General features: G+C 64.2%; 18 protein-coding genes. 13 read left to right on the top strand and 5 right to left on the bottom strand.

All coding sequences use genetic code 11. The features are described from left to right. Positions 1 to 4 precede the first annotated feature (4 nt). On the bottom strand, positions 5 to 958 hold the full coding sequence (locus AC1X6S_RS12340; protein WP_483406052.1) for a LysR family transcriptional regulator: 954 nt from the start codon (positions 956 to 958) through the stop codon (positions 5 to 7). Positions 959 to 1,310: 352 nt separating this feature from the next. Between AC1X6S_RS12340 and AC1X6S_RS12335 the strand changes: the two genes are divergently transcribed. The 3 genes from AC1X6S_RS12335 to AC1X6S_RS12325 all read left to right on the top strand — a co-directional run bounded on the left by AC1X6S_RS12335 (position 1,311) and on the right by AC1X6S_RS12325 (position 5,072). Then, complete coding sequence (locus tag AC1X6S_RS12335; protein WP_483406051.1) at positions 1,311 to 2,255, top strand: zinc-binding dehydrogenase; 945 nt, start codon at positions 1,311 to 1,313, stop codon at positions 2,253 to 2,255. 124 nt (positions 2,256 to 2,379) lie between these two features. After that, positions 2,380 to 2,928, top strand: a complete 549-nt coding sequence (pyrE, locus tag AC1X6S_RS12330; RefSeq protein ID WP_483406050.1) for an orotate phosphoribosyltransferase — start codon at positions 2,380 to 2,382, stop codon at positions 2,926 to 2,928. Further along, the gene (locus AC1X6S_RS12325; RefSeq protein WP_483406049.1) at positions 2,928 to 5,072 is read left to right on the top strand and encodes a hypothetical protein; all 2,145 of its coding nucleotides are present in this window, start codon (positions 2,928 to 2,930) and stop codon (positions 5,070 to 5,072) included. The genes pyrE and AC1X6S_RS12325 overlap by 1 nt, the downstream gene beginning before the upstream one ends. A 30-nt stretch (positions 5,073 to 5,102) precedes the next feature. Here AC1X6S_RS12325 and AC1X6S_RS12320 read toward each other — a convergent pair whose 3' ends face one another. Genes AC1X6S_RS12320 through AC1X6S_RS12305 form a run of 4 tightly spaced genes read right to left on the bottom strand, consistent with a single transcriptional unit; the run spans position 5,103 to position 10,708 of the window. Continuing rightward, entirely contained in the window at positions 5,103 to 5,903 is an 801-nt protein-coding gene (locus AC1X6S_RS12320; protein WP_108392036.1) for an HAD-IIA family hydrolase, read from the bottom strand. 57 nt (positions 5,904 to 5,960) lie between these two features. Then, the gene (locus AC1X6S_RS12315; protein WP_483406048.1) at positions 5,961 to 6,599 is read right to left on the bottom strand and encodes a metal-dependent transcriptional regulator; all 639 of its coding nucleotides are present in this window, start codon (positions 6,597 to 6,599) and stop codon (positions 5,961 to 5,963) included. An 11-nt stretch (positions 6,600 to 6,610) separates the two neighbouring features. Further along, a complete protein-coding gene (locus tag AC1X6S_RS12310) occupies positions 6,611 to 7,882 on the bottom strand; it encodes an Nramp family divalent metal transporter (protein ID WP_483406047.1) in 1,272 nt (423 codons plus the stop codon). Positions 7,883 to 7,897: 15 nt separating this feature from the next. After that, the gene (locus tag AC1X6S_RS12305; RefSeq protein ID WP_483406046.1) at positions 7,898 to 10,708 is read right to left on the bottom strand and encodes a cation-translocating P-type ATPase; all 2,811 of its coding nucleotides are present in this window, start codon (positions 10,706 to 10,708) and stop codon (positions 7,898 to 7,900) included. Positions 10,709 to 10,751: 43 nt separating this feature from the next. Here AC1X6S_RS12305 and AC1X6S_RS12300 point away from each other — a divergent pair, with 43 nt between their 5' ends. From AC1X6S_RS12300 to AC1X6S_RS12255, 10 genes are all read left to right on the top strand, one after another. After that, positions 10,752 to 11,411, top strand: a complete 660-nt coding sequence (locus AC1X6S_RS12300) for a TrmH family RNA methyltransferase (RefSeq protein WP_483406045.1) — start codon at positions 10,752 to 10,754, stop codon at positions 11,409 to 11,411. 40 nt (positions 11,412 to 11,451) lie between these two features. Continuing rightward, the gene (locus tag AC1X6S_RS12295; protein ID WP_483406044.1) at positions 11,452 to 11,820 is read left to right on the top strand and encodes a DUF4440 domain-containing protein; all 369 of its coding nucleotides are present in this window, start codon (positions 11,452 to 11,454) and stop codon (positions 11,818 to 11,820) included. A 131-nt stretch (positions 11,821 to 11,951) separates the two neighbouring features. Then, positions 11,952 to 12,791 (top strand): ABC transporter ATP-binding protein, encoded by an 840-nt coding sequence (locus tag AC1X6S_RS12290; RefSeq protein ID WP_483406043.1) that lies wholly within the window; start codon positions 11,952 to 11,954, stop codon positions 12,789 to 12,791. Then, positions 12,788 to 13,474, top strand: a complete 687-nt coding sequence (locus AC1X6S_RS12285) for an ABC transporter permease (protein ID WP_483406042.1) — start codon at positions 12,788 to 12,790, stop codon at positions 13,472 to 13,474. Before AC1X6S_RS12290 ends, AC1X6S_RS12285 begins: the two co-directional genes overlap by 4 nt. After that, a complete protein-coding gene (locus AC1X6S_RS12280; RefSeq protein WP_483406041.1) occupies positions 13,471 to 14,208 on the top strand; it encodes an ABC transporter permease in 738 nt (245 codons plus the stop codon). Before AC1X6S_RS12285 ends, AC1X6S_RS12280 begins: the two co-directional genes overlap by 4 nt. 48 nt (positions 14,209 to 14,256) lie before the next feature. Then, positions 14,257 to 15,192 carry an ABC transporter substrate-binding protein gene (locus AC1X6S_RS12275; RefSeq protein WP_483406040.1) on the top strand — a complete coding sequence of 312 codons (936 nt, stop codon included), beginning with the start codon at positions 14,257 to 14,259 and terminating at the stop codon, positions 15,190 to 15,192. Between the two features lie 232 nt (positions 15,193 to 15,424). Beyond that, positions 15,425 to 16,756, top strand: coding sequence for a peptidoglycan DD-metalloendopeptidase family protein (locus tag AC1X6S_RS12270; RefSeq protein WP_483406039.1), 1,332 nt, complete (start codon positions 15,425 to 15,427; stop codon positions 16,754 to 16,756). Between the two features lie 39 nt (positions 16,757 to 16,795). Beyond that, positions 16,796 to 17,275, top strand: coding sequence for a DUF3151 domain-containing protein (locus AC1X6S_RS12265; RefSeq protein WP_483406038.1), 480 nt, complete (start codon positions 16,796 to 16,798; stop codon positions 17,273 to 17,275). Between the two features lie 89 nt (positions 17,276 to 17,364). Next, a complete protein-coding gene (locus AC1X6S_RS12260; RefSeq protein WP_483406037.1) occupies positions 17,365 to 18,651 on the top strand; it encodes an adenylosuccinate synthase in 1,287 nt (428 codons plus the stop codon). Positions 18,652 to 18,655: 4 nt separating this feature from the next. After that, entirely contained in the window at positions 18,656 to 20,047 is a 1,392-nt protein-coding gene (locus AC1X6S_RS12255; RefSeq protein WP_483406036.1) for a signal peptidase I, read from the top strand. The last annotated feature ends 43 nt before the right edge of the window (positions 20,048 to 20,090 follow it).

The raw sequence follows: 20,090 nt of genomic DNA, 5'->3' as shown, positions 1-20,090 counted from the left end.
CGGATTACGTCCAGCGCGGTGTCGTGTATGCGGCAGGGTCCTCGACGGGATTGTGGGCGTTCTGCAGCCGGACGGCCTCGGCGCGCAGCGCTTCAGCGACCGTCCGCACGGCGAACCGCTCAGCCTTTTCCGGTCGCATGAGCGCGACGATGTTCCGGGATGCCTCCACTCCCGTGAGCGGGCGCGTCACGATTCCGCGTTCCGGTCCGGATGCGGTGAAGCGCGGAACGATGCCGATCCCGATTCCAGCTGCAACGAGCGCTTCGGAGACGCGGTTGTCGGTGACGCGTTGCACCACGTTCAAGTGGGCGCCGGTCGCGGCTTCGATCTCGTGCATGAGTCCATCGAACGGGTAACCGTGCGGAACCCCGATCCAGGGCTCGTCAACGAGCTGGTCGGGCGTGAGAATGTTGACACCGGCCAGGCGGTGGCCGACAGGCAGGGCAACATCGAGCGGTTCGGTCAGCAGGTGGAGATTGCGGAGTCCCTTTCCGCTCCAGGCGCGGGTGCCAGGCATCGAATGGGCAAGCACGATGTCGAAATCGACCGTGAGTGCCGGGAAGTTGCCGCTGTCGGGGTCGCGGTCGGTGAGCGTCACTGTCGGACCGTGGGAATCTGCCAGCGTGGAGACCACGCCGGGTAGGAGCATCTGACCCGCTGTCGGGAATGTAGCGACAGAGACAGTGCCCGTTGCGTCGTTGCGGTACTCGTCCCACACCGCGTGTGCGCGTTCGAGGGCGATGGCGACATCGGTGGCGCTGTGTGCGAGCGCCCGTCCGGCATCCGTCAGCGAGATTCCGCGACCGTTGCGTTCGGTGAGCGGCACTCCGGCTTCGCGTTCGAGCACCTTCAGCTGCTGGGATACCGCGGAGGGGGTGCGGTGCGTGGCTGCGGCAACGGCGGCGATGCTGCCACGGTCGGCTAACTCGCGGAGAAGCTCCAGGCGACGAACGTCCATGTAGCTATGCTACCGATTCGCCTAAGAAACATTCGCTTGTTCTGAATAGTTGACGCGGGCACTATTGAGCTGTATCCAACGGCCGTCGCCGTTCACCACAGAAAGGGCCGGATTCGTGTTCGTATTCTTCGCAGGAATTGCAGTCCTGAGTGCCGCCGCAGCTATCGGCAGCCTCGTTGTTGTGAAACGTGACGGCTACCGCCAGGTGCCAACCCGCACCTGGGCACCGTTGCCGTAACGGCAGCACCGCCGAAATCCGCGCCCTCCCAGGCCGATCCCGTAGCGCCAGATGCGGTTGATCACTGGGGGAGGCGCGTTTTTCGGTTCTCAAAGAAATAGAGGAGCACCACACATGCGCGCATGGCAGTTCACCAATACCCACGAACCACTCGTTCTCGCCGAGGTTGCCGAGCCCACAGCGGGGCCAGGCCAGGTCGTCGTCGACGTGAAGGCGGCAGGACTCTGTCACTCCGATGTGGGCCTGATGGAGGACGAAGGCTGGCTCGCCCTGCTCGCGAAGACGCCGATTACCATCGGGCACGAAGTGGCCGGTGTTGTCAGCGAAATTGGCGATGGCGTCACAGACTGGGCAGTTGGCGACCGGGTCGGCATTTGCCCGACCACCGAACTCGGCGCTCCGGGGTATGCCTTCGACGGTGGTTTCGCCGCGAAGACCGTCATCGGCCAGGAAGCGCTCGTTCGTATTCCGGATTCCGTGTCATTCGCATACGGCGCAGCCGGAACTGACGCGGGCATGACCTCCCACCACGCCGTTATTGCGAACGGTCAGGTGACGAAGGGCACGAAGCTCGGGATCATCGGCTTCGGTGGGCTCGGTCAGATCGGTGCTCGTGTTGCCGTTCTCGCCGGTGCCGAGGTCTATGTCGCCGAGGTCAATGAAGACGTCTGGGAGAACGCGCGTGCAGCAGGGGTGACCGATGTTCGGAAGAGCATTCGGGACTTCGCTGACGTTGGGCTTGATGTCATCGTCGATTTCGCTGGTTTTGGCGTCACAACGGCGGATGCCATCGAAACCGTGCGTGCGGGCGGCCGTGTCGTGCAGGTCGGAATGGGTCGCCTCGAGGCCACCATCAACACCCGGGTGCTCATCACCAACAACGTCACGCTTGTCGGGTCGGTCGGTGGCACGAAGGATGACGTGCAGGGAGTGTACGACTACCTTGCCACCGGAGATTTGAACCCGACGGTGACCGAAATCGGCTTCGACGAGATCGCTGACGGCATCGAGCGCCTCGCAAACGGGAAGGTCATCGGCCGGCTCGTCGCCACGTTCTGAGACTGACACCGCGAAGCAACTTTTGCCGACTGCCGCCGTCGTTCCCCGTTCGGGGAGCGACGGCGGCAGTGCCATGTGGCGAGCCTCCCGCGGCTACAGAAGCCTGAATCGCTAAACTTGGCGCGTGACCGACGCACGCGAGCAACTCATCAAGTACATTTCGGCCGAGGCCGTCTTCCACGGGGACTTCACCCTGACGAGCGGCAAGAAGGCGAGCTACTACGTCGACCTTCGAAAGGTGAGCCTTGACCACAGGGTCGCGCCGCTGATCGGCCAGGTCATGATCGACCTGATCGCCGACGTTCCCGACGTCGCCGCTGTCGGTGGAATGACGATGGGTGCTGACCCCGTCGCTGCAGCTGTGCTGCACCAGGGTGCGGCGCGCGGACTGGCCTATGACGCATTCGTCGTTCGCAAGGAGCCCAAGGATCACGGTCGAGGCAAGCAGGTCGAAGGGCCTGACCTCGAGGGCAAGAGAGTGATTGTGCTCGAGGACACCTCGACCACGGGCGGTTCGCCCCTCGCGGCGATCGAAGCGCTCAAGAAAGTCGGTGCTGAGATTGCCGGTGTCGCCGTGGTCGTCGACCGCAACACGGGAGCACGTGAAGTGATCGAAGCGGCGGGTTACCCCTACTTTGCCGCGATCGGGCTCGCTGACCTGGGACTCGAATAGTGGTCGACGACGAGTCGTCATTCCGCCGGCGACGCCGCCGCGGTTCCGATCCTGCCGACGGCTCGGGCGATCACTCGGGCGACCGGTCCCCGGCGAACGAGGAGACCGAGGAACCCGCTGTTGAGCTGACGCCGTGGTGGCGGACCAGCCCGACCGCTGCCGATGCAGGTGACGCTGGTGACGCTGGTGACGCTGGTGGCGCTGGCGCTGCTGCCGCCGATGTCGGTGCCGAGGGTCGCAACGCAAGGGACGCCGTCGGCAATGCTGGCGCTGCCGATTCCGGTCGTGCTGATGGCCGTGATACCGATACCCGTGACGCTGGCAGCGGCGATTCCGCTGGCGACGAACCGTCGGACGAGCCGCGGGACGAGCCCGCTCCGCGTCGCCGGAGCTCGTTCCAGCCACTGCCCGAGCCGACTGTCGAGCCCGCTGTCGACCCTGTCGTCGAGGCCGCCGTCGCGCCGACCGTCGAGCCGACCGTCGAGCCGACCGTCGAGCCTGTGCGGGCGGATGAACCCGCAACACCAGAACCCGCGCCACAATCCTCGACATCAACATCCGCGACACCAACATCCGCGACACCCGAGGACACGGCAGTGCCCCAGTCGGCGCTTTTCAAGCCGCGACCCGATGTCGAGCGGCCCTGGCTGAGACGGTCGCCCAGCGTACCGGTAGAGTCCGTCGTCGCTGACAGTGGGAAGGACAGCACGAGTGACGGCGCCGCCTCGGGCGCCAACGCGAGCGACCACGACAACGACAACGACACCGAGAACGACAGCGCGAGCGCGAGCGACAGCGCACCGTTCAATTGGTCGCTTACTCCCAATGATGAACTCGACCCCGTCGTCCACACGTCCCCGTCGGTACCACCATCATCGCCGCCGCACGTTGGGCCCGCTGTGCCTGTCGAGCCCGCTGTGACTGTTGAGCCCGCTGTGCCTGTTGAGCCCGCTGGGCCGCGGCGTGCCAGGACGGAACCCGCCGCCGTCGAGCCGGCCGAGACCGGGCCAGCAGGGACCGGGCCAGCAGAGACCGAGCCAGCAGAGACCGGGCCAGCAGAGACCGGGCCAGCAGAGACCGAGCCGGTCGATGCCGAGCCGGTCGAGAACCCGCACGCCGGGGTCGAACCCAAACGGCCCGACGAGACCGAACGCGCCAAAGAGCCCTCGCAACCCGATCCCGGTGAGCCCCGACCCGCGAAGCGCGCCTCCGCCAGTTACGACACCGACAGCCTCGCGTTCCTGATGGAACTCGAGGCCGCCGCAGCCGCGACCTCATCAGCTGCGCCGGACGCCGACACCAATCCAGACCGCGACGGCGCCGACGCCGACAAGGCGAACGCCGACGCCGACGCCGCCGACAAGGCAAGCGCCGCTTCTGCTTACAACAGTCCTGTTTCGGCGGCGGGACTACCGATGTCCGAGTTCGGCCAGGAAACCTTCGGTGGGCTGGTCCCGCCGTCGGGCGTGAAACCGGCATCGCGCGAGCGGGAACGTCCAGAGCGTCCAGAGCGCGGCTCAGGACGATCGCGGATGTCGGCACTTCCTCCGGTCGTGAAGTGGGTGGTGCTCGGGATTGCCGTCGTCCTGGTGCTTGTCGCCCTGTTCTTCCTCGGTACGAGCTTGCCGAGTCTCTTCGGAAGCGCCGGCTCAACCCCCGCAGCCGCGGCCACGACGACAGCGGCCACGCCGACCGAGACCCCAACCCCCACTCCTACGACCCCGCCCACGGAAACGGTTGCAGCTGTCGGCCCGGTCGCACCCGGCGAGCACAAGTGGAACGGCCTCCTCGGCGGGGAGTGCCTCGAGCCGTACACAACACCGTGGGCCGAGAAGTTCGCGGTCGTGGATTGCGCGACGGCACACACAGCGCAGATGGTGTTCACAGCCCCGGTCACATCCGATCCCGCAGCGGCATACCCCGGTGAAGCCGAGATCGCGTCTGAGATCTCACTCTGGTGCAGTGCGCCCGGCGTCCTCGACTCGGCGGCTGCGGGAGCATACTCCGACCTCCAGGTGCAGGGCACCTACCCGGTCACCGAGGAGCAGTGGGCCGAGGGGGAGCGCAACTACTACTGCTTCATCAGCCGTTCAACCGGCGAGGCGCTCACCGGAACGCTCGCCATCGCGCAGCCAGCGACCTAGACGACCAGCCGACCTCGACGACCAGACGACCTAGACGACCTCTGACTCGATCGGATTGTGCTCGAGCAGGTCCACAACGCCGCCGAGGATCTCGGACGGCCTGAACGGGTACCGTGCGATTTCCTTCTCGTCCGAAATCCCGGTCAGCACCAGAATCGTGTGAAGTCCGGCCTCGATTCCCGCAACGACGTCGGTGTCCATGCGGTCACCGATCATGCCGGTGTTCTCGGAGTGTGCACCGATCTTGTTGAGGGCCGAGCGGAACATCATCGGGTTCGGCTTGCCGACGATGTAGGGCTCCTTGCCCGTTGCCTTCGTGATGAGGGCGGCGATTGCTCCCGTTGCGGGCATGGGGCCGTCCGCACTCGGGCCGGTGGCATCCGGGTTCGTCGCGATGAACCTGGCGCCGTTGTTGATCAGCCGGATCGCCTTGGTGATCGCCTCGAAGGAGTAGTTGCGGGTCTCGCCGACAACGACATAGTCGGGAGCGGTCTCGGTCATGATGAACCCCGCCTCGTGCAGGGCCGTCGTGATGCCCGCTTCGCCGATGACGAAGGCTGAGCCTCCCGGCATCTGGTCCTTAAGGAAGGCGGCGGTGGCGAGCGCCGAGGTCCAGATGAACTCCTCGGGCACTTCCAGCCCCGACGAGCGGAGACGCGCGCTCAGGTCCCGAGGGGTGAAGATCGAGTTGTTGGTGAGCACGAGGTACGGTTTGCCCTGGTCGCGCCACTGCTGAAGCAGCTCGGCGGCGCCGGGGAGTGGACGGTTCTCGTGGACGAGCACGCCATCCATATCGGTCAACCAGCATTCAACTTCATCGCGACGGGTCATTCGGCTCCTTCGGTCGTGCTTTCAGTGTAGGGCTGAGACCTGTTGAGGGGGCCGGGATCAGGCGCTTACCCAGATGGCGGATGTCGCGGCACCGTCGAGCGGGATTCGGACGTCGGCGGCGACAAGACCTCCGTCTACGACCGTTACCGGCGTTCCGATGTCGACACCGGCAGCGTCGAGGGTGCGCAGGAGTGCGGGGTCACGATCGCTGATCCGAAGCACGACGCCGGTGTGACCGGTCTCTGCTGCGCCGATCAACACGGCATCCTCGCGTCTCACCGCGCCATTGGTGGCCGGGATAGCGTCTCCGTGCGGGTCGCGGTCGGGGTGACCGAGCCTGGCATCGATGCTCTCGAGCAGACGGTCGCTGATGGCGTGCTCGAGGATTTCGGCCTCGTCGTGCACCTCATCCCAGCCGTAGCCCATCTCGCGGACGAGCCAGGTCTCGACGAGCCTGTGTCGCCGCACGATGCCGACGGCTTCGAGCCTCCCGGAATCGGTGAGCGTGATCGCACCGTAGCGAACGTGGGTGACGAGTCCGGCCGCGGCGAGTTTCTTCACCATTTCGGTGACCGTTGACGGTGCCAGGCCGAGCCGTTCGGCGAGGACCGATGGTGTGATCGGGTCAGCCTGCCACTCGGTGTGCGCGTAGATCGTCTTGAGATAGTTCTCGATCACCGACTTGGACAGCTTCATGGCAACCCACCCTATTCGGCACCGGTGAAGAGCAGGAACAGCAGCAGGGCATTGAGGCTGACGAGAAGCACGGATGCCACGGCACCAGCGGTCGTCGTGAACCAGCGGTTGGTGAACCCACCGAGGATCGGCCGCTTCGCCGTGATGACCACCAGGGGAATAAGGGCGAACGGAATTCCGAACGACAGCACGACCTGGCTCAGCACGAGGGCGAGAGTGGGGTCGAAGCCTGACCCGAGGAGCAGCAGTGCCGGAATGAGGGAGATGAGCCGCCGGAGGAGGAGCGGAATGCGGACACGCAACAGTCCCTGCATGATCTCGGCGCCCGCGTACGCTCCGACCGACGTGGACGCGAGGCCAGAGGCGAGCAGCCCCAGGGCGAACAGCGTCGCGACGACGGGGCCGATCGAGGTCTCGAGCGCGGCGTGCGCTCCCTCGAGGCTGTCGGTTCCCGGTACGCCTGCGAGGTTGGTGGCCGCGAGCAGGAGGATCGCGAGGTTGACACTGCCGGCGATGAGCATGGCGATGGAGACATCCCAGCGGGTCACGCGGAGCAGTCGCGTCGTGGTCAGGCCGGCCTCGCGCACTGCGAAACGATCACGGGTGAGCGCCGAGTGGGCGTAGATAGCGTGCGGCATGATCGTTGCGCCGAGGATGGATGCGGCGAGCAGGACAGAACCCGCACCGTCGAAACGTGGGACCAACCCCGCGACCACGCCACCGGCATCCGGTGGGGAGATGAACACGCCAGCGCTGAATCCGACGGCGATGATGACGAGCAGGCTGACGATGATGCCCTCGAACGCACGGGGTCCACGACGGGACTGCACGGCGAGCATGACCATCGAGACGGTGCCAGTGATGATGCCGCCGACCAACAAGGGGAGGTCGAACAGGAGATAGAGGGCAACCGCGCCACCGATGATCTCGGCGAGGTCGGTCGCCATGGCGACGAGTTCGGCCTGAACCCAGTACGCAATGCGTCCCGGCCGGTTCTTGATGCGTTCCCCGAGCACCTCCGGAAGGCTCTTGCCCGTGACGATGCCGAGCTTGGCGGAGAGGTACTGGATGAGCCAGGCCATCACGTTGCCGACGACGACCACCCACACCAGCAGGTACCCGTACTCGGCTCCGGCCGTCATGTTGCTCGCGACGTTTCCGGGGTCGAGGTAGGCGACACCGGCCACGAGCGCTGGGCCAAGCAACCAGATGAGCCGAGGTCGTGTTGCCGGCTTCGGCGCAGCGGGCAGGGCTGGCTGCACGTCGGCTAGAGGTTTCGGCATACCGAAACCCTAATGCTATTTCGGTGTGCCGAAAAGGGGCGAGCGAAGAACGATTTTCCGCACTTCGTCGAACCACAGCACGCAGGAGGCGAGGGCGGTACAGATGAGCCAGTGGTGCAGGGCGAGCGGTGCTGTTCCGAAGGCGACCTGCAGGAACGGGAGGTTGACGACGGCGATCTGCAGCACGAGGCTGAGCGCGATCGCTCCCCAGAGCCAGGGGTTGGTGAACAGGCCGTGGAACGCTGAGGTCACCTCGGAACGGGCGTTGAGGGCGTTGAACAACTGGGCGAGCACGAGGGTGGTGAACCCCGCCGTGCGGGCGACCTCGAGTGAATCTTCGCCGGGCACGAACCCGCCGGGCAGGAACAGATCGATGGTGAACAGGGTCACGATGGCCATCACGAGTCCAACAGAGAGGATTCCTCCCCACATCCGCCCGTCGATGGCGCGGTCGGAGAGTTTTCGCGGTTTGCGTGCCATGACGTCATCGATTTCGGGATCGACGCCCATCGCGAGCGCTGGGCCTGAATCGGTGAGCAGGTTGATCCAGAGGATCTGTGTGGCGAGGAGGGGGAGGACGATGGCCTCGTTGGAGGCGTCGGACAGGCCGATCGCTCCGGCGAGGAGCACGCCCAGGAACACCGTGAGCACCTCGCCCATGTTGGAGGAGAGCAGGTAGCGCAGGAACTTCCGGATGTTGTCGAAGATCACTCTGCCCTGGCGCACCGCAGCCACGATGGTTGCGAAGTTGTCGTCGGCGAGGATCATCCGCGCCGCTTCCTTGGTTACTTCGGTCCCTGTAATTCCCATGGCGACGCCGATGTCGGCCGACTTGAGCGCGGGGGCGTCGTTCACGCCGTCCCCTGTCATCGCGACGATCTGGCCATCGTCCTGGAGCGCATCGACGAGCCTGAGCTTGTGCTGCGGGGCCACCCGGGCGTACACAGAGACCTCACGGACCGTTTCCCTGAGCTGGTTCTCGTCGAGGGTGTCGAGTTCGGTACCGGTCACAGCGCGCTCACCCGGTGCGATGATCCCCAGATCGGCAGCGATGCGTGCTGCTGTTGACGGGTGGTCTCCCGTGATCATGATGATGCGGATCCCGGCGCGGTGGGCCTGGGCGATTGCGCGGCCCGCTTCATCCCTGGGGGGATCGATGATGCCCACGACCCCGGCATAGATGAGTCCATGCTCGATCGATTCGTCGGCGTCGTCGGCGAGCTCATCGTCGTCCGATATCGAGCGGTAGGCAACGCCGAGCGTTCGGAAGGCCTCGGCGGAGAGCGCCTCGACATCATCCAGTGCCCGCTGCCTGAGGTCATCGGTGAGTTCGACGACCTCAGTGCCGGACTGGATCCGGGTACACCGGTCGAGCAGGACGTCCGGTGCACCCTTGCTGAACAGGACCGGAGAGTCATCTGTCTTTTCGCGGCACACCGCCGACATCATCTTGCGGTCGGACGTGAAGGGAATCTCAGCGGTTCGTTCGTATCTGTCGATCCGGGTGGCTGTGTCATCGAGCTTGGCCGCGGCGACGAGGAATGCCGCTTCGGTGGGGTCGCCCTGAATCTCCCACTGGCCGTTACGTTCGGCCAGCTGGGCGTTGTTGGCGATTGAGCCGGCAGCGAGTACGAGTTCGGTTTCGAACCGCAGGGCGGGGTCGGACAGAGGAGCCCCGTTGTGCAGCACAGCGCCCTGCGGGCGGTAGCCGACGCCGGTGACATCGACAGAGCCAGAGGACGTGACAACGCGCTCGATCGTCATCTCATTGCGGGTCAGCGTGCCGGTTTTGTCTGTGCAGATGACGGATGCCGATCCGAGCGCTTCGACGGAGCTCAGCTGCTTGACCACCGCGTTGCGTTTCGCCATGCGGCGGACACCGATCGAGAGCACGACGCTGAGGATCGCCGGGAGTCCCTCGGGGACCGCAGCAACGGCGAGGGAGACACCGAGCAGGAGCACGATGACGAGGTCACTGATCGATGACACCCCGTTCACGATGATGATCGTGCCCATCACGATGATCGCGATCGCAATGACGATGATGCCGAGAACCCTGCCGATGCGCGCCACCTCGTTTTGCAGCGGCGTCGGCTCTTCAACAGTGGCATCGAGCATGTCGGCGATCGATCCGACTTCCGTGTTCATGCCTGTGCCGGTGATGACCGCCCTGCCGACCCCCTGGGTGACGGCGGTGCCCTTGAACACCATGTTGATGCGGTCGCCCAGTGGGGCTGGAGCGGTGAGCTGTTGCGGATGTTTCGTCACCGCTTCGCTCTCACCCGTGAGCGATGCCTCAGCGATTCTCAGTCCGCTCGCCGAGAGCAGTCGACCGTCGGCGCCGACGGCGTCTCCCTCACCGAGCACGAGAATGTCCCCGCGAACGAGTTCGGCCGACGGAATCGTCGCGAGCTTGCCGTCCCGAAGCACTGTCGACGTCGCTGCGGTCATGGTGCTGAGCGCTGCCACGGCGTCTTCGGCCCTGGCTTCCTGCGCGAAGCCGAGAATGGCGTTGAGCAGAACGATCGCGAAGATGACGACCGCGTCGATGGGAACGCCGTGGGCTCCTTCAACGAACCAGGCGACGAGTGAAATGGCGACTGCAGCGAGCAGCAGGTAGATCAGCGGGTCCTCGAACTGGGCGAGCAGTTTGCGCCAGAGAGGGACAGGGGGCTTGCCGCGAAGTTCGTTGGGGCCGTCTGCCGCGAGGCGCCGCGCCGCTTCGTCGGAGGTCAGCCCCACCGTCGGGTCGACCCCGAGCTGGCCGGCCAGTTCCACAGAAGGGACAAGCGACGGGTCATGAGGGGTTTTCGGCAGGGACTCCATACCTCAGTCTCTCCCATTCAGGCGGTCCGGCTACCCTGTCTTTGTGCCCGAAACGACGAACACCCCTACCCACGAGTTGTCCACCAACGGAGTAGGTCCGTGGAGCGGTGAGTGGCCGGTCGAGGATTACTACGACGCTGAACTGCTTGCGCACGGCGATACCCGCAACGTCATCGACCGATACCGGTACTGGAAACTCGACGCGATCGTCGCTGACCTCGACGAGCACAGGCATCCGTTTCACGTCGCCATTGAAAACTGGCAGCACGACATGAATATCGGATCGATCGTTCGTACCGCGAACGCCTTCGCCGCAGACACGGTGCACATCGTCGGTCGCCGACGGTGGAACAAGCGGGGTGCGATGGTGACCGATCGCTACCAGCACGTCGTGCATCACCCGGATGTTGCGGCGCTGGTCGAGTGGGCACGGGGTGAGAACATGCCGGTGATCGGCATCGACAACGTGCCGGGCTCGGTGCTCATCGAGACGTTCGCGCTTCCTGAGCGGTGCGTCATGCTCTTCGGTCAGGAGGGTCCAGGGCTTTCACCCGAGGCGATCGAAGCGTCGGATGCCGTTCTCGAGATCAGCCAGTTCGGGTCGACCAGGTCGATTAACGCGTCGGCGGCCGCGGCTGTCGCGATGCACTCCTGGGTCATGCAGCACGTGAGCTTCGACGCTGTGACCGGCCGCGCGACTTAAGCCTCGACACGGGTGCGGTGCCTGGGGGTAGCGTGAGGCCATGACTCTGATCACCGATGATTTGCCCGCCATTCTCCTCCGCGAAGAACACGAAGGCTGGAAAGCAATCCTGGCCGGACATGGCGGCCAGCACTACGCACGCGAAATGACCCGCGATGCGCTCATGATCGTTGAAGGTGCGGTGTTCGGTCGCGACGATGTGGTCAAAGCCTTTGCCGGTGTCACGCCATGGGACTCCTACGAAATCCACGAACCAGCACTCATCCGGCTGGAGGAACACAGCGGGATCCTCGCGTATCGTGCCGTCGCGACCCGCGGCGACGAGACGGTTCAGTTGCGCATGACAACCACCTATCTCTACGGCGACGGTGCGTGGCAGGTTGCCGCGCACCAGCAGACGCCGGCCTGAGCCAGCGAAGCACCTTAACCTGTCGCGGTTTCCGGGTCCATCAGTCATAAGTAGCTGGTGTGCTCAGGGCAGTTCTGGATACGCTGAACCGGAGTCACCGACGGCACAGTGCGCTCAGGGGGTCCAACGGCATGATCAGGTTTGACGGAGTATCGAAGCGGTTTCCTGACGGAACCCTCGCGGTCGATGACTTCAGTATTACGATTCCATCGCGCACGACCACGGTCTTCGTTGGGTCATCTGGTTGCGGAAAAACCACGCTGCTCCGCATGATCAATCGGATGGTCGACCCCAGCGCCGGCGCCATTCATATCGATGACGACGACATTTCCACGCTCGAACCCGTCGCCCTTCGTCGGCGGATCGGTTACGTGATGCAAAACTCCGGGCTCCTCCCTCACCGGACGGTCGTCGACAACGTCGCGACAGTTCCGCTGCTCTCCGGTGTTCAAAAGGGCGCAGCGCGTGCGGCCGCGCTTGTGCTCATGGACACGGTCGGTCTCGATCGTGCGATTGCTCACCGCTACCCATCCCAGCTCTCGGGCGGCCAGCAGCAGCGGGTCGGGGTGGCGAGGGGCCTCGCGACCAACCCGAACATCCTGCTGATGGACGAGCCGTTCGGCGCCGTTGACCCGCTCGTGCGCAGCGAGTTGCAGCAGGAGTTGCTCCGGATTCAGAGCGACCTCGCGAAGACCATAGTTTTCGTCACCCACGACATCGATGAAGCGTTCCTGCTGGGCGACCAGGTGGTCATTCTCAAGACCGGGGGGCGAATCGCGCAGATGGGGACGCCGGACGAGATCCTCGCCAACCCGGCCGATGAGTTCGTCGACACGTTTATCGGGGCGGAGCGGGGGCGTCGGTCACTGTCGATCCGAACCGTGGACGGAAAGGACGTCGTCTTCGACGGCACCGGCAGGCTCGCCGGCATCCTCAGGAATCCGGAGCGAGAGTCGAGTACCCAGCCATGACGTGGGTGTTCGCGAACTTCGAGCAGATCTGGAGTCTCACGGTCGCCCACGTGCTGCTGAGCATCGCGCCCATCATCTGTGGGTTTCTGCTCGCTGTGCCGATCGGCTGGTTCGCCTACCGGTTCAGAGTGTCGCGAGGCATCGTCCTCACCGTCTGCGGGCTGCTCTATACGATTCCATCGCTCGCGCTCATTGTGGCGATGCCCACTCTTCTCGGGACGAAAATCCTCAATCCGCTCAACCTCATCGTCACGCTGACGATCTACGCGATTGCCCTGATGGTGAGGACAGCGACGGATGCCTTCGAGGCTGTGTCGCGGGACGTCATTTCGTCGTCGACAGCTGTCGGCTTTGGTGCGTGGCGCCGGTTCTGGCAGGTCGAGCTCCCTCTTGCCGGTCCGGTTCTTCTCGCGGGTCTCCGGGTGGTGTCGACGAGTACCGTCAGTCTCGTGACCCTGGGCGCGCTGGTGGGGATGAGCGGACTCGGTTACCTCTTCACCGATGGGTACCAGCGCAATTTTCCGACCGAGATCCTCACCGGAATCGTCGGAACCGTGCTGATTGCCGTCGTCTTCGATGTGCTCCTCGTGCTCCTCGGACGGGTGCTCCTGCCGTGGGCCCGTGTCGATGAGGCGGCCCGGCGAGGCGCCGGCGGTGTCACAGTAAAGGCGGCAACGGCATGAACCTGTTTGCCGATGCCATTCGGTGGATCATGGACCCGGCGCACTGGACCGGGGCAAACGGCATCCCGAACCGTGTCGCGGAACATCTCGGCTACACGGCGCTCACCGTGGTCATTGCGGCGCTCATCGCCATATCGCTCGGTCTCTACATCGGTCATACCGGCAGGTTTCGCGGCCTCGTCGTCGGGGTGACCGGTGCGCTTCGCGCCCTGCCGACGCTTGGCCTGCTCGTCTATTTGGCCGTGCTGTTCGGTGGGGGAATCTCGTTCGCGCTTGTGCCGACCATCATTGTTCTGGTCGTGCTCGCTATCCCGCCATTGCTTGCCGGTGCCTATTCAGGAGTGGAGTCCGTCGATGGGCGAACCGTCGATGCGGCGAGGTCGATGGGCATGACGGAGTGGCAGATCCTGTGGAAGGTCGAGGTGCCGCTGGCGCTTCCGCTCATTCTCGGGGGAATACGGTCGGCGGTGTTGCAGGTTGTGGCAACAGCAACGGTTGCCGCCTATATCTCGTTGGGAGGTCTCGGTCGATACATCATTGACGCGCTTCCGCTTCGCAATTACACCGAGGTGCTCGTTGGGGCGTTGCTCGTGACGGTCCTCGCCCTGGTGCTCGACGGCATCCTCGTTGTGTGTCAGCGCCTTACCGTTCCCGCAGGGGTCCGGGCAATCCGAAAATCACCCGAGCAACGAAGCACAACGAAGTCGGCGCGCACGGTGTCAGCTTCGGCGTAAAGCTGCGTCACGACTCTCTCCACTTTTCACCCACAGTTAGGAAGACAGATGTTCACTTCACGACGCGGACGGACCGCGGCAGGAGTTTTTGCCGCCGGTGCCGTCCTGACACTGGCCGCGTGCTCGAGCGGTGATCCGCTTGCGAATGACGATTCGGCAGGCGGCGAGACCGACACCATTGTGATCGGTGCCGCTGGCTTCGCCGAATCCGAGATCATCGCGCAGATTTATGCGCAGGCACTCGAGGCGAACGACATCACCGTCGATTTCAAGGGGCAGATCGGTCAGCGCGATGTCTACATCGAGGCGCTCGAAGACGGCTCGATCGACCTGATTCCCGAGTACAGCGGCAACCTGCTGCAGTTCTTTGACGATTCGTCGGATGCCAGGACGAGCGATGAGGTGTTCGCCGCTCTTCAGGAGGTCGTTCCGGACAACCTCGAGGTGCTCAACCAGGCCGAGGCCCAGGACAAGGACAGTTATAACGTCACGCAGGAGTTCAGCGAGGCGAACGGGGTGACGAGCCTCGCCGACCTGGCGGGGATCGATGTTCCTCTCGTTCTCGGAGGGAACCCCGAGCTGGCGGAGCGCCCGTACGGGCCGACCGGCCTGACCGAGGTGTACGGGGTGGATGCTGCTCGAATCACCTTCGTTCCGATCAGCGACTCCGGTGGGCCTCTGACGTCCCAGGCGCTCGTTGACGGAACGGTGAACATCGCCGACATCTACTCGACGACACCGTCGATCGAGGAGTTCGGGTTTGTCACTCTTGAGGATCCCGAAAACCTGATCCTGCCGCAGAACGTCCTGCCGCTCCTCACCGCGGAGAAGGCGAGTGACGAGGTGGTCGAGGTGCTCGATGCCGTATCGGCTGAACTCACCACCGAAGACCTGATCGAGCTCAACGCCATGAACCAGGGCGATGAGAAGCTGTCGCCTGAGGCTCTTGCCCGTGACTGGCTCGAGGAGAAGGACCTCTTCTAAACGCTCTGCTGAGCAGCCCGGTGGCCTCGGTCGCCGGGCTGTGCCGTTTCCGGATTCGGGGTTGCCACGGCGTGGGCTGACGCCGATTGATTGCCAAAAGCGACCGGTGGTCCGTAGCATGGGGCGCGAGCCGCTTGTTGCTGATGTGACGAGTGTTACTCATGTGACTACCCCCAGTTCGGCGCTGCCTACGATCGAAAGTGCTGTTCTCTGACACCATGGAGCAATGCGCATGCGACTTCGGACCCTCATCGCGACGATCGCCCTCGGGGTAGTCGTCGCCTCCATGGGAGTTTCGGCACCCGCAACCGCGGCGACAAGCTACCCCTCGTGGGAAGACGTTCAGAACGCGCGCGCGAGCGAGTCAGCCAAGGCTGCGGAGATCACGCGCATCGAGGGTCTCATCGCAACGCTTCGGAGCAACGCTGAAACAGCGCAGCTTGCTGCCGTCGCCGCGGCAGGCGAGTACCAGGTCGCACTCGCCGTTGCTGAGGAAGCCCTGATCAAGTCGGAAGACCTCAAGCTGCAGCTCGCTGATGCCCAGGCCACGGCTGCCGATTCGGCAAAGCAGGCCGGTGCCCTGTTCGCCCAGATGGGTCGGACGAGCACATTCGACACGACGGCAAGTCTGCTGCTCGACTCCAGTAAAGCCGATGACACTCTGTACAAGCTCGGTGCGGTTTCGAAGCTGACTGCCTTGTCGACGCAGCTGCTCGACTCTGCCGAACAGGACGCAAACCAGGTCACTTCGCTGAGTGCTCAGGGTGAAGTAGCAGCGACAATCCTCGAAGAGGCCAGGGCTGATTCCGAAGAAAAGCTCGAGGCGGCGACCGCTGCGGCTGAAGCGGCTGCGGCCGCTGTTGCCGAGCAGGAAGCCCACGAAGAGACCCTTCTTGGCCAGCTTTCTCTGCTCAAGGGGCAGACGGCATCCGTCGAAGAGGGTTATGCGGCGGGCGTTGCCGAGCGGGCCAGGCTCGCGGCGATCGAAGCTGAAAAACAGCGCAAGGCTGCTGAGGCAGCAGCGGCTGCTGCAGCGGCGGAAGCAGCTAAGAGGCCCAGCACCGGTGGCGGTGGCGGTGGCGGCGGTGGAAGCGCCGGTGGTGGCGGTGGCGGTTCTAACGCGGGCGCGACTGGCACCTACTTCCAGGCCTCATCACAGGGCTGGTGGCGTCCGCTTCCCGGTGCAATCACGTCCTGGTATGGCCCTCGCGCAACGCTCTGCGGCGGTACCGGTTGTTCGCCGAACTTCCACGCAGGCATTGACTTCGGTAACGCCTGTGGCAGCGCCGTCAAGGCCGTCCACGGTGGACGGGTCATCTCTGCCGACAACGCCGGCGGTTTCGGTTACCGAATCATCATCGATCACGGCGGAGTCACGTCCACGTACGGTCACCTCAGTGCGGGGTCGTTCCGGGTCGGTGTTGGGCAGCAGGTGTCCGGCGGACAGGTGATCGCGAGCGTCGGCAAGACCGGTGTCGCAACGGGCTGCCACCTCGACCTCAAGATCAATGGCGGCTCCACAAATCCGGCTCCGTTCCTCCGCGGCAAGGGTGTCTCGATCTAGAGACGTGGCCCTCGGAACGAGGCGCGGTAGGCTAGCTCTGTGACCGGAGACAATCTGCTCGGAATGCCAGAGACCCGACTCCCGTTTGAACCGGAGGTCGTGGACGCCCTCGATCGTGCCACGACGACGGATGACATCGCTGCGGTTGCGGCGAAATACCCGAAGTCCTCGCTGGCATGGGCTCGACTGGCGGAGGCGACGTTCGATCGAGCGGACCCGATCACCGCCTACGCGTACGCGCGGGTCGGCTACCACCGGGGGCTCGATGCGCTTCGCAAGGCAGGCTGGCGTGGCCAGGGTCCCATTCCGTGGAACCACACGCCGAACCAGGGTGTTTTGCGCTCGCTGTATGCACTCCGCCAGGCGGCGGATGCCATCGGTGAAACCGACGAGGTCATTCGGCTGACCGACTTTCTCCGTGACGCAGACGAGACGGCTGTGGCGCGAATCGAGAGCGAAGGCCAGCCGTCCGAGCCGCAGCCGCCCACAGAGGCGTTTTTCATTCGCGGTCAGGACTAGTCACAGTTGCGCCAGTCAGGCGCGAAGCGTTCTACACGCACCAAGTTTTTCCGCAGCAAGAAGCATCAGGTCAAAAGGGAGCATCCGTAATGCCAGCAATCGTGATCGTCGGCGCCCAGTGGGGCGACGAAGGCAAGGGTAAAGCTACCGACCTTTTGGGTAGCCGAATCGACTATGTCGTGAAGTTCAACGGCGGTAACAACGCCGGTCACACAGTCGTTGTCGGTAACGAAAAGTATGCTCTGCACCTGTTGCCGTCCGGCATCCTGACCGAGGGTGTCACGCCGGTGATCTCGAACGGTGTTGTCATCGACCTCGAGGTGCTGTTCTCCGAGCTCGAGGCGCTCAACGCCCGCGGTGTTGATGTGTCCAAGCTCAAGGTCAGCGCCAATGCGCACGTTATTACGCACTACCACCGGACGCTCGACAAGGTGACCGAGCGGTTCCTGGGCAAGCGCCAGATCGGGACGACTGGGCGTGGAATCGGGCCGGCATACGCAGACAAGATCAACCGTGTCGGCATCCGGATCCAAGATCTCTTTGACGAGAACATCCTGAGGCAGAAGGTCGAGGGTGCCCTCGACGTCAAGAACCACATGCTGCTGAAGATCTACAACCGCCGGGCGATTTCGCCGGACGAGATCGTGGATGACCTGCTCTCCTACGCTGAGCGGTTGCGGCCGATGGTGGCCGACACCGCACTCGAGCTTCACCAGGCGCTTGAGCGTGGTGAGATCGTGCTGTTCGAGGGTGGGCAGGCGACGATGTTGGATGTCGATCACGGCACCTATCCCTTCGTCACCTCCTCAAATGCGACATCGGGTGGAGCGGCGACCGGTTCGGGTGTTGCACCGAACAAGATCGATCGGGTCATTGCGATCGTCAAGGCGTACACGACCCGTGTGGGAGCAGGACCATTCCCGACCGAGCTGTTCGATGCGTCGGGGGAGTACCTGCGGTCGAAGGGCTTCGAGTTCGGAACCACCACGGGGCGTCCGCGTCGGGTCGGCTGGTATGACGCACCGATCGCCCGTTATGCGGCGCGGATCAATGGTGTGACCGATTTCGTACTGACCAAGCTCGACATCCTCGATGAGCTCGAGACGATTCCCGTGTGTGTTGCCTATGACGTCGACGGGGTGCGGCACGAGGAAGTTCCCGTTTCGCAGTCGGACTTCCACCACGCGAAGCCCATCTACGAGGAATTCCCCGGCTGGAAGCAGGACATCAGCGGGTGCCGGACCTTCGAAGAGTTGCCGAAGAACGCGCAGGACTATGTGCTCGCGCTCGAGGCGATGAGCGGTTCGCGGATTTCTGCGATCGGTGTTGGCCCTGGTCGCGATGCGATCGTGGTGCGTCACGACCTGATCGACTAAATCGATGGGCGAACCTGTGACGGATGCGACGATGCATCCGTCTGTTGATGCGGATGCTTCTTCTGCCGATGGAGCTGTCAGCCCTTCTGCTGACGGTCCCGCCGATGGATCTGTCAGCGACGGTTCTTCCGCGGAGCCGAGGGGTTCTTTGCTGAGCCGGCTTCCGGGCATCCTGCTTCGTGTTGTCAGCTGGGCTGTGCTCATCGGCTGTGGGTTGCTGATCATCGGTTTTGTGCTTGTGCCTCGGCTTACCGGATCCACGCCGTACACGGTGTTGACCGGGTCGATGCGTCCGTCGATGCCACCGGGAACAACGGTTGTGGTGAAGCCAATCGACTTTGCTGCGATTTCCGTTGGCGATGTCATCACCTACCAGATTTCCTCCGGTGAGCCGGAGGTCGTGACGCACCGGGTGATCGGTGTGAATGTGACTCCCGAGGGAGTCCGGCTTGAAACGCAGGGTGACGCGAATCCGGTTCCTGACCAGGAGCTCGTTCGTGAGGAACAGGTTCGTGGCAAGGTTTGGTACTGGCTTCCGGTCATCGGATACGTCACCAACGGAGTCACGAGCGACACCCGTACCTGGCTCGCTCAAGGGCTGGGCGTTGCGCTGATTGGCTACGCGGTGGTGACGCTTGTGGTCACGGTGGTTCGTCGGAAGAAGGGCGCTCCGGGCGAAGACAAAGCCGCCGTGACCGACGACCAAGCCGCCGCGACGAACGACCAAGCCGCCGCGACGAATTCCGAGCCTGTGGCTCGGGTTGGCTCACCTGCGGCGGACTACTCATTCGCTGACGATGCACGCGCGATGAACGCTTCAGCCGCGATGACCGGATCGGCCGCGACGGACGTTCCATCCGCTCACGAACGATCCGCTGACGATGCACGCGCGATGAACGCTTCAGCCGCGATGACCGGATCGGCCGCGACGGACGTTCCATCCGCTCACGAACGATCCGCTGACGATGCACGCGCGATGAATGATTCAGCCGCGACAAGCGCTTCAGTCTCGACTGATGATTTAGCCACGACGGACATTTCAGCCGCAATGGACACTTCAACCGTCGAGAAGCTTGCCCCCATCGCTATCGCCGAGCGCCCCACCTTGTCCGAGCTCCCCGAGTCCGCCAAGCCCGGCGAGCCTGTCAAGCCCTCCGAGTTCCCCGAGCCCACCGAACTCCTCGAGCCGTCCGAGTTCCCCGAGCCCACCGAACTCCTCGAGCCGTCCGAGTCCGCCGAGTCCGCCGAGTCCGCCGAGTCCCCCAAGCCCGCCACGGTGCCCGCGTCCGAGCGGGGGGCCGACACCCTCAGCGAGCTTCCCACCCGTCGGAGCCTCAGGCGCGAGCGTGGCGAGCGTGGCGATCGGGCAGACGGCATCGGCGGTCAGTCGCGCTAGCTCTTCCGCGGCATCGGCGACGCGAGATCGGGGATTGTCGCGC

This window comes from Mycetocola sp. Y442 (assembly GCF_056898615.1).
Note: the sequence above shows the minus strand (reverse complement) of the source record. Positions and strands in the feature narration are given on the sequence as shown.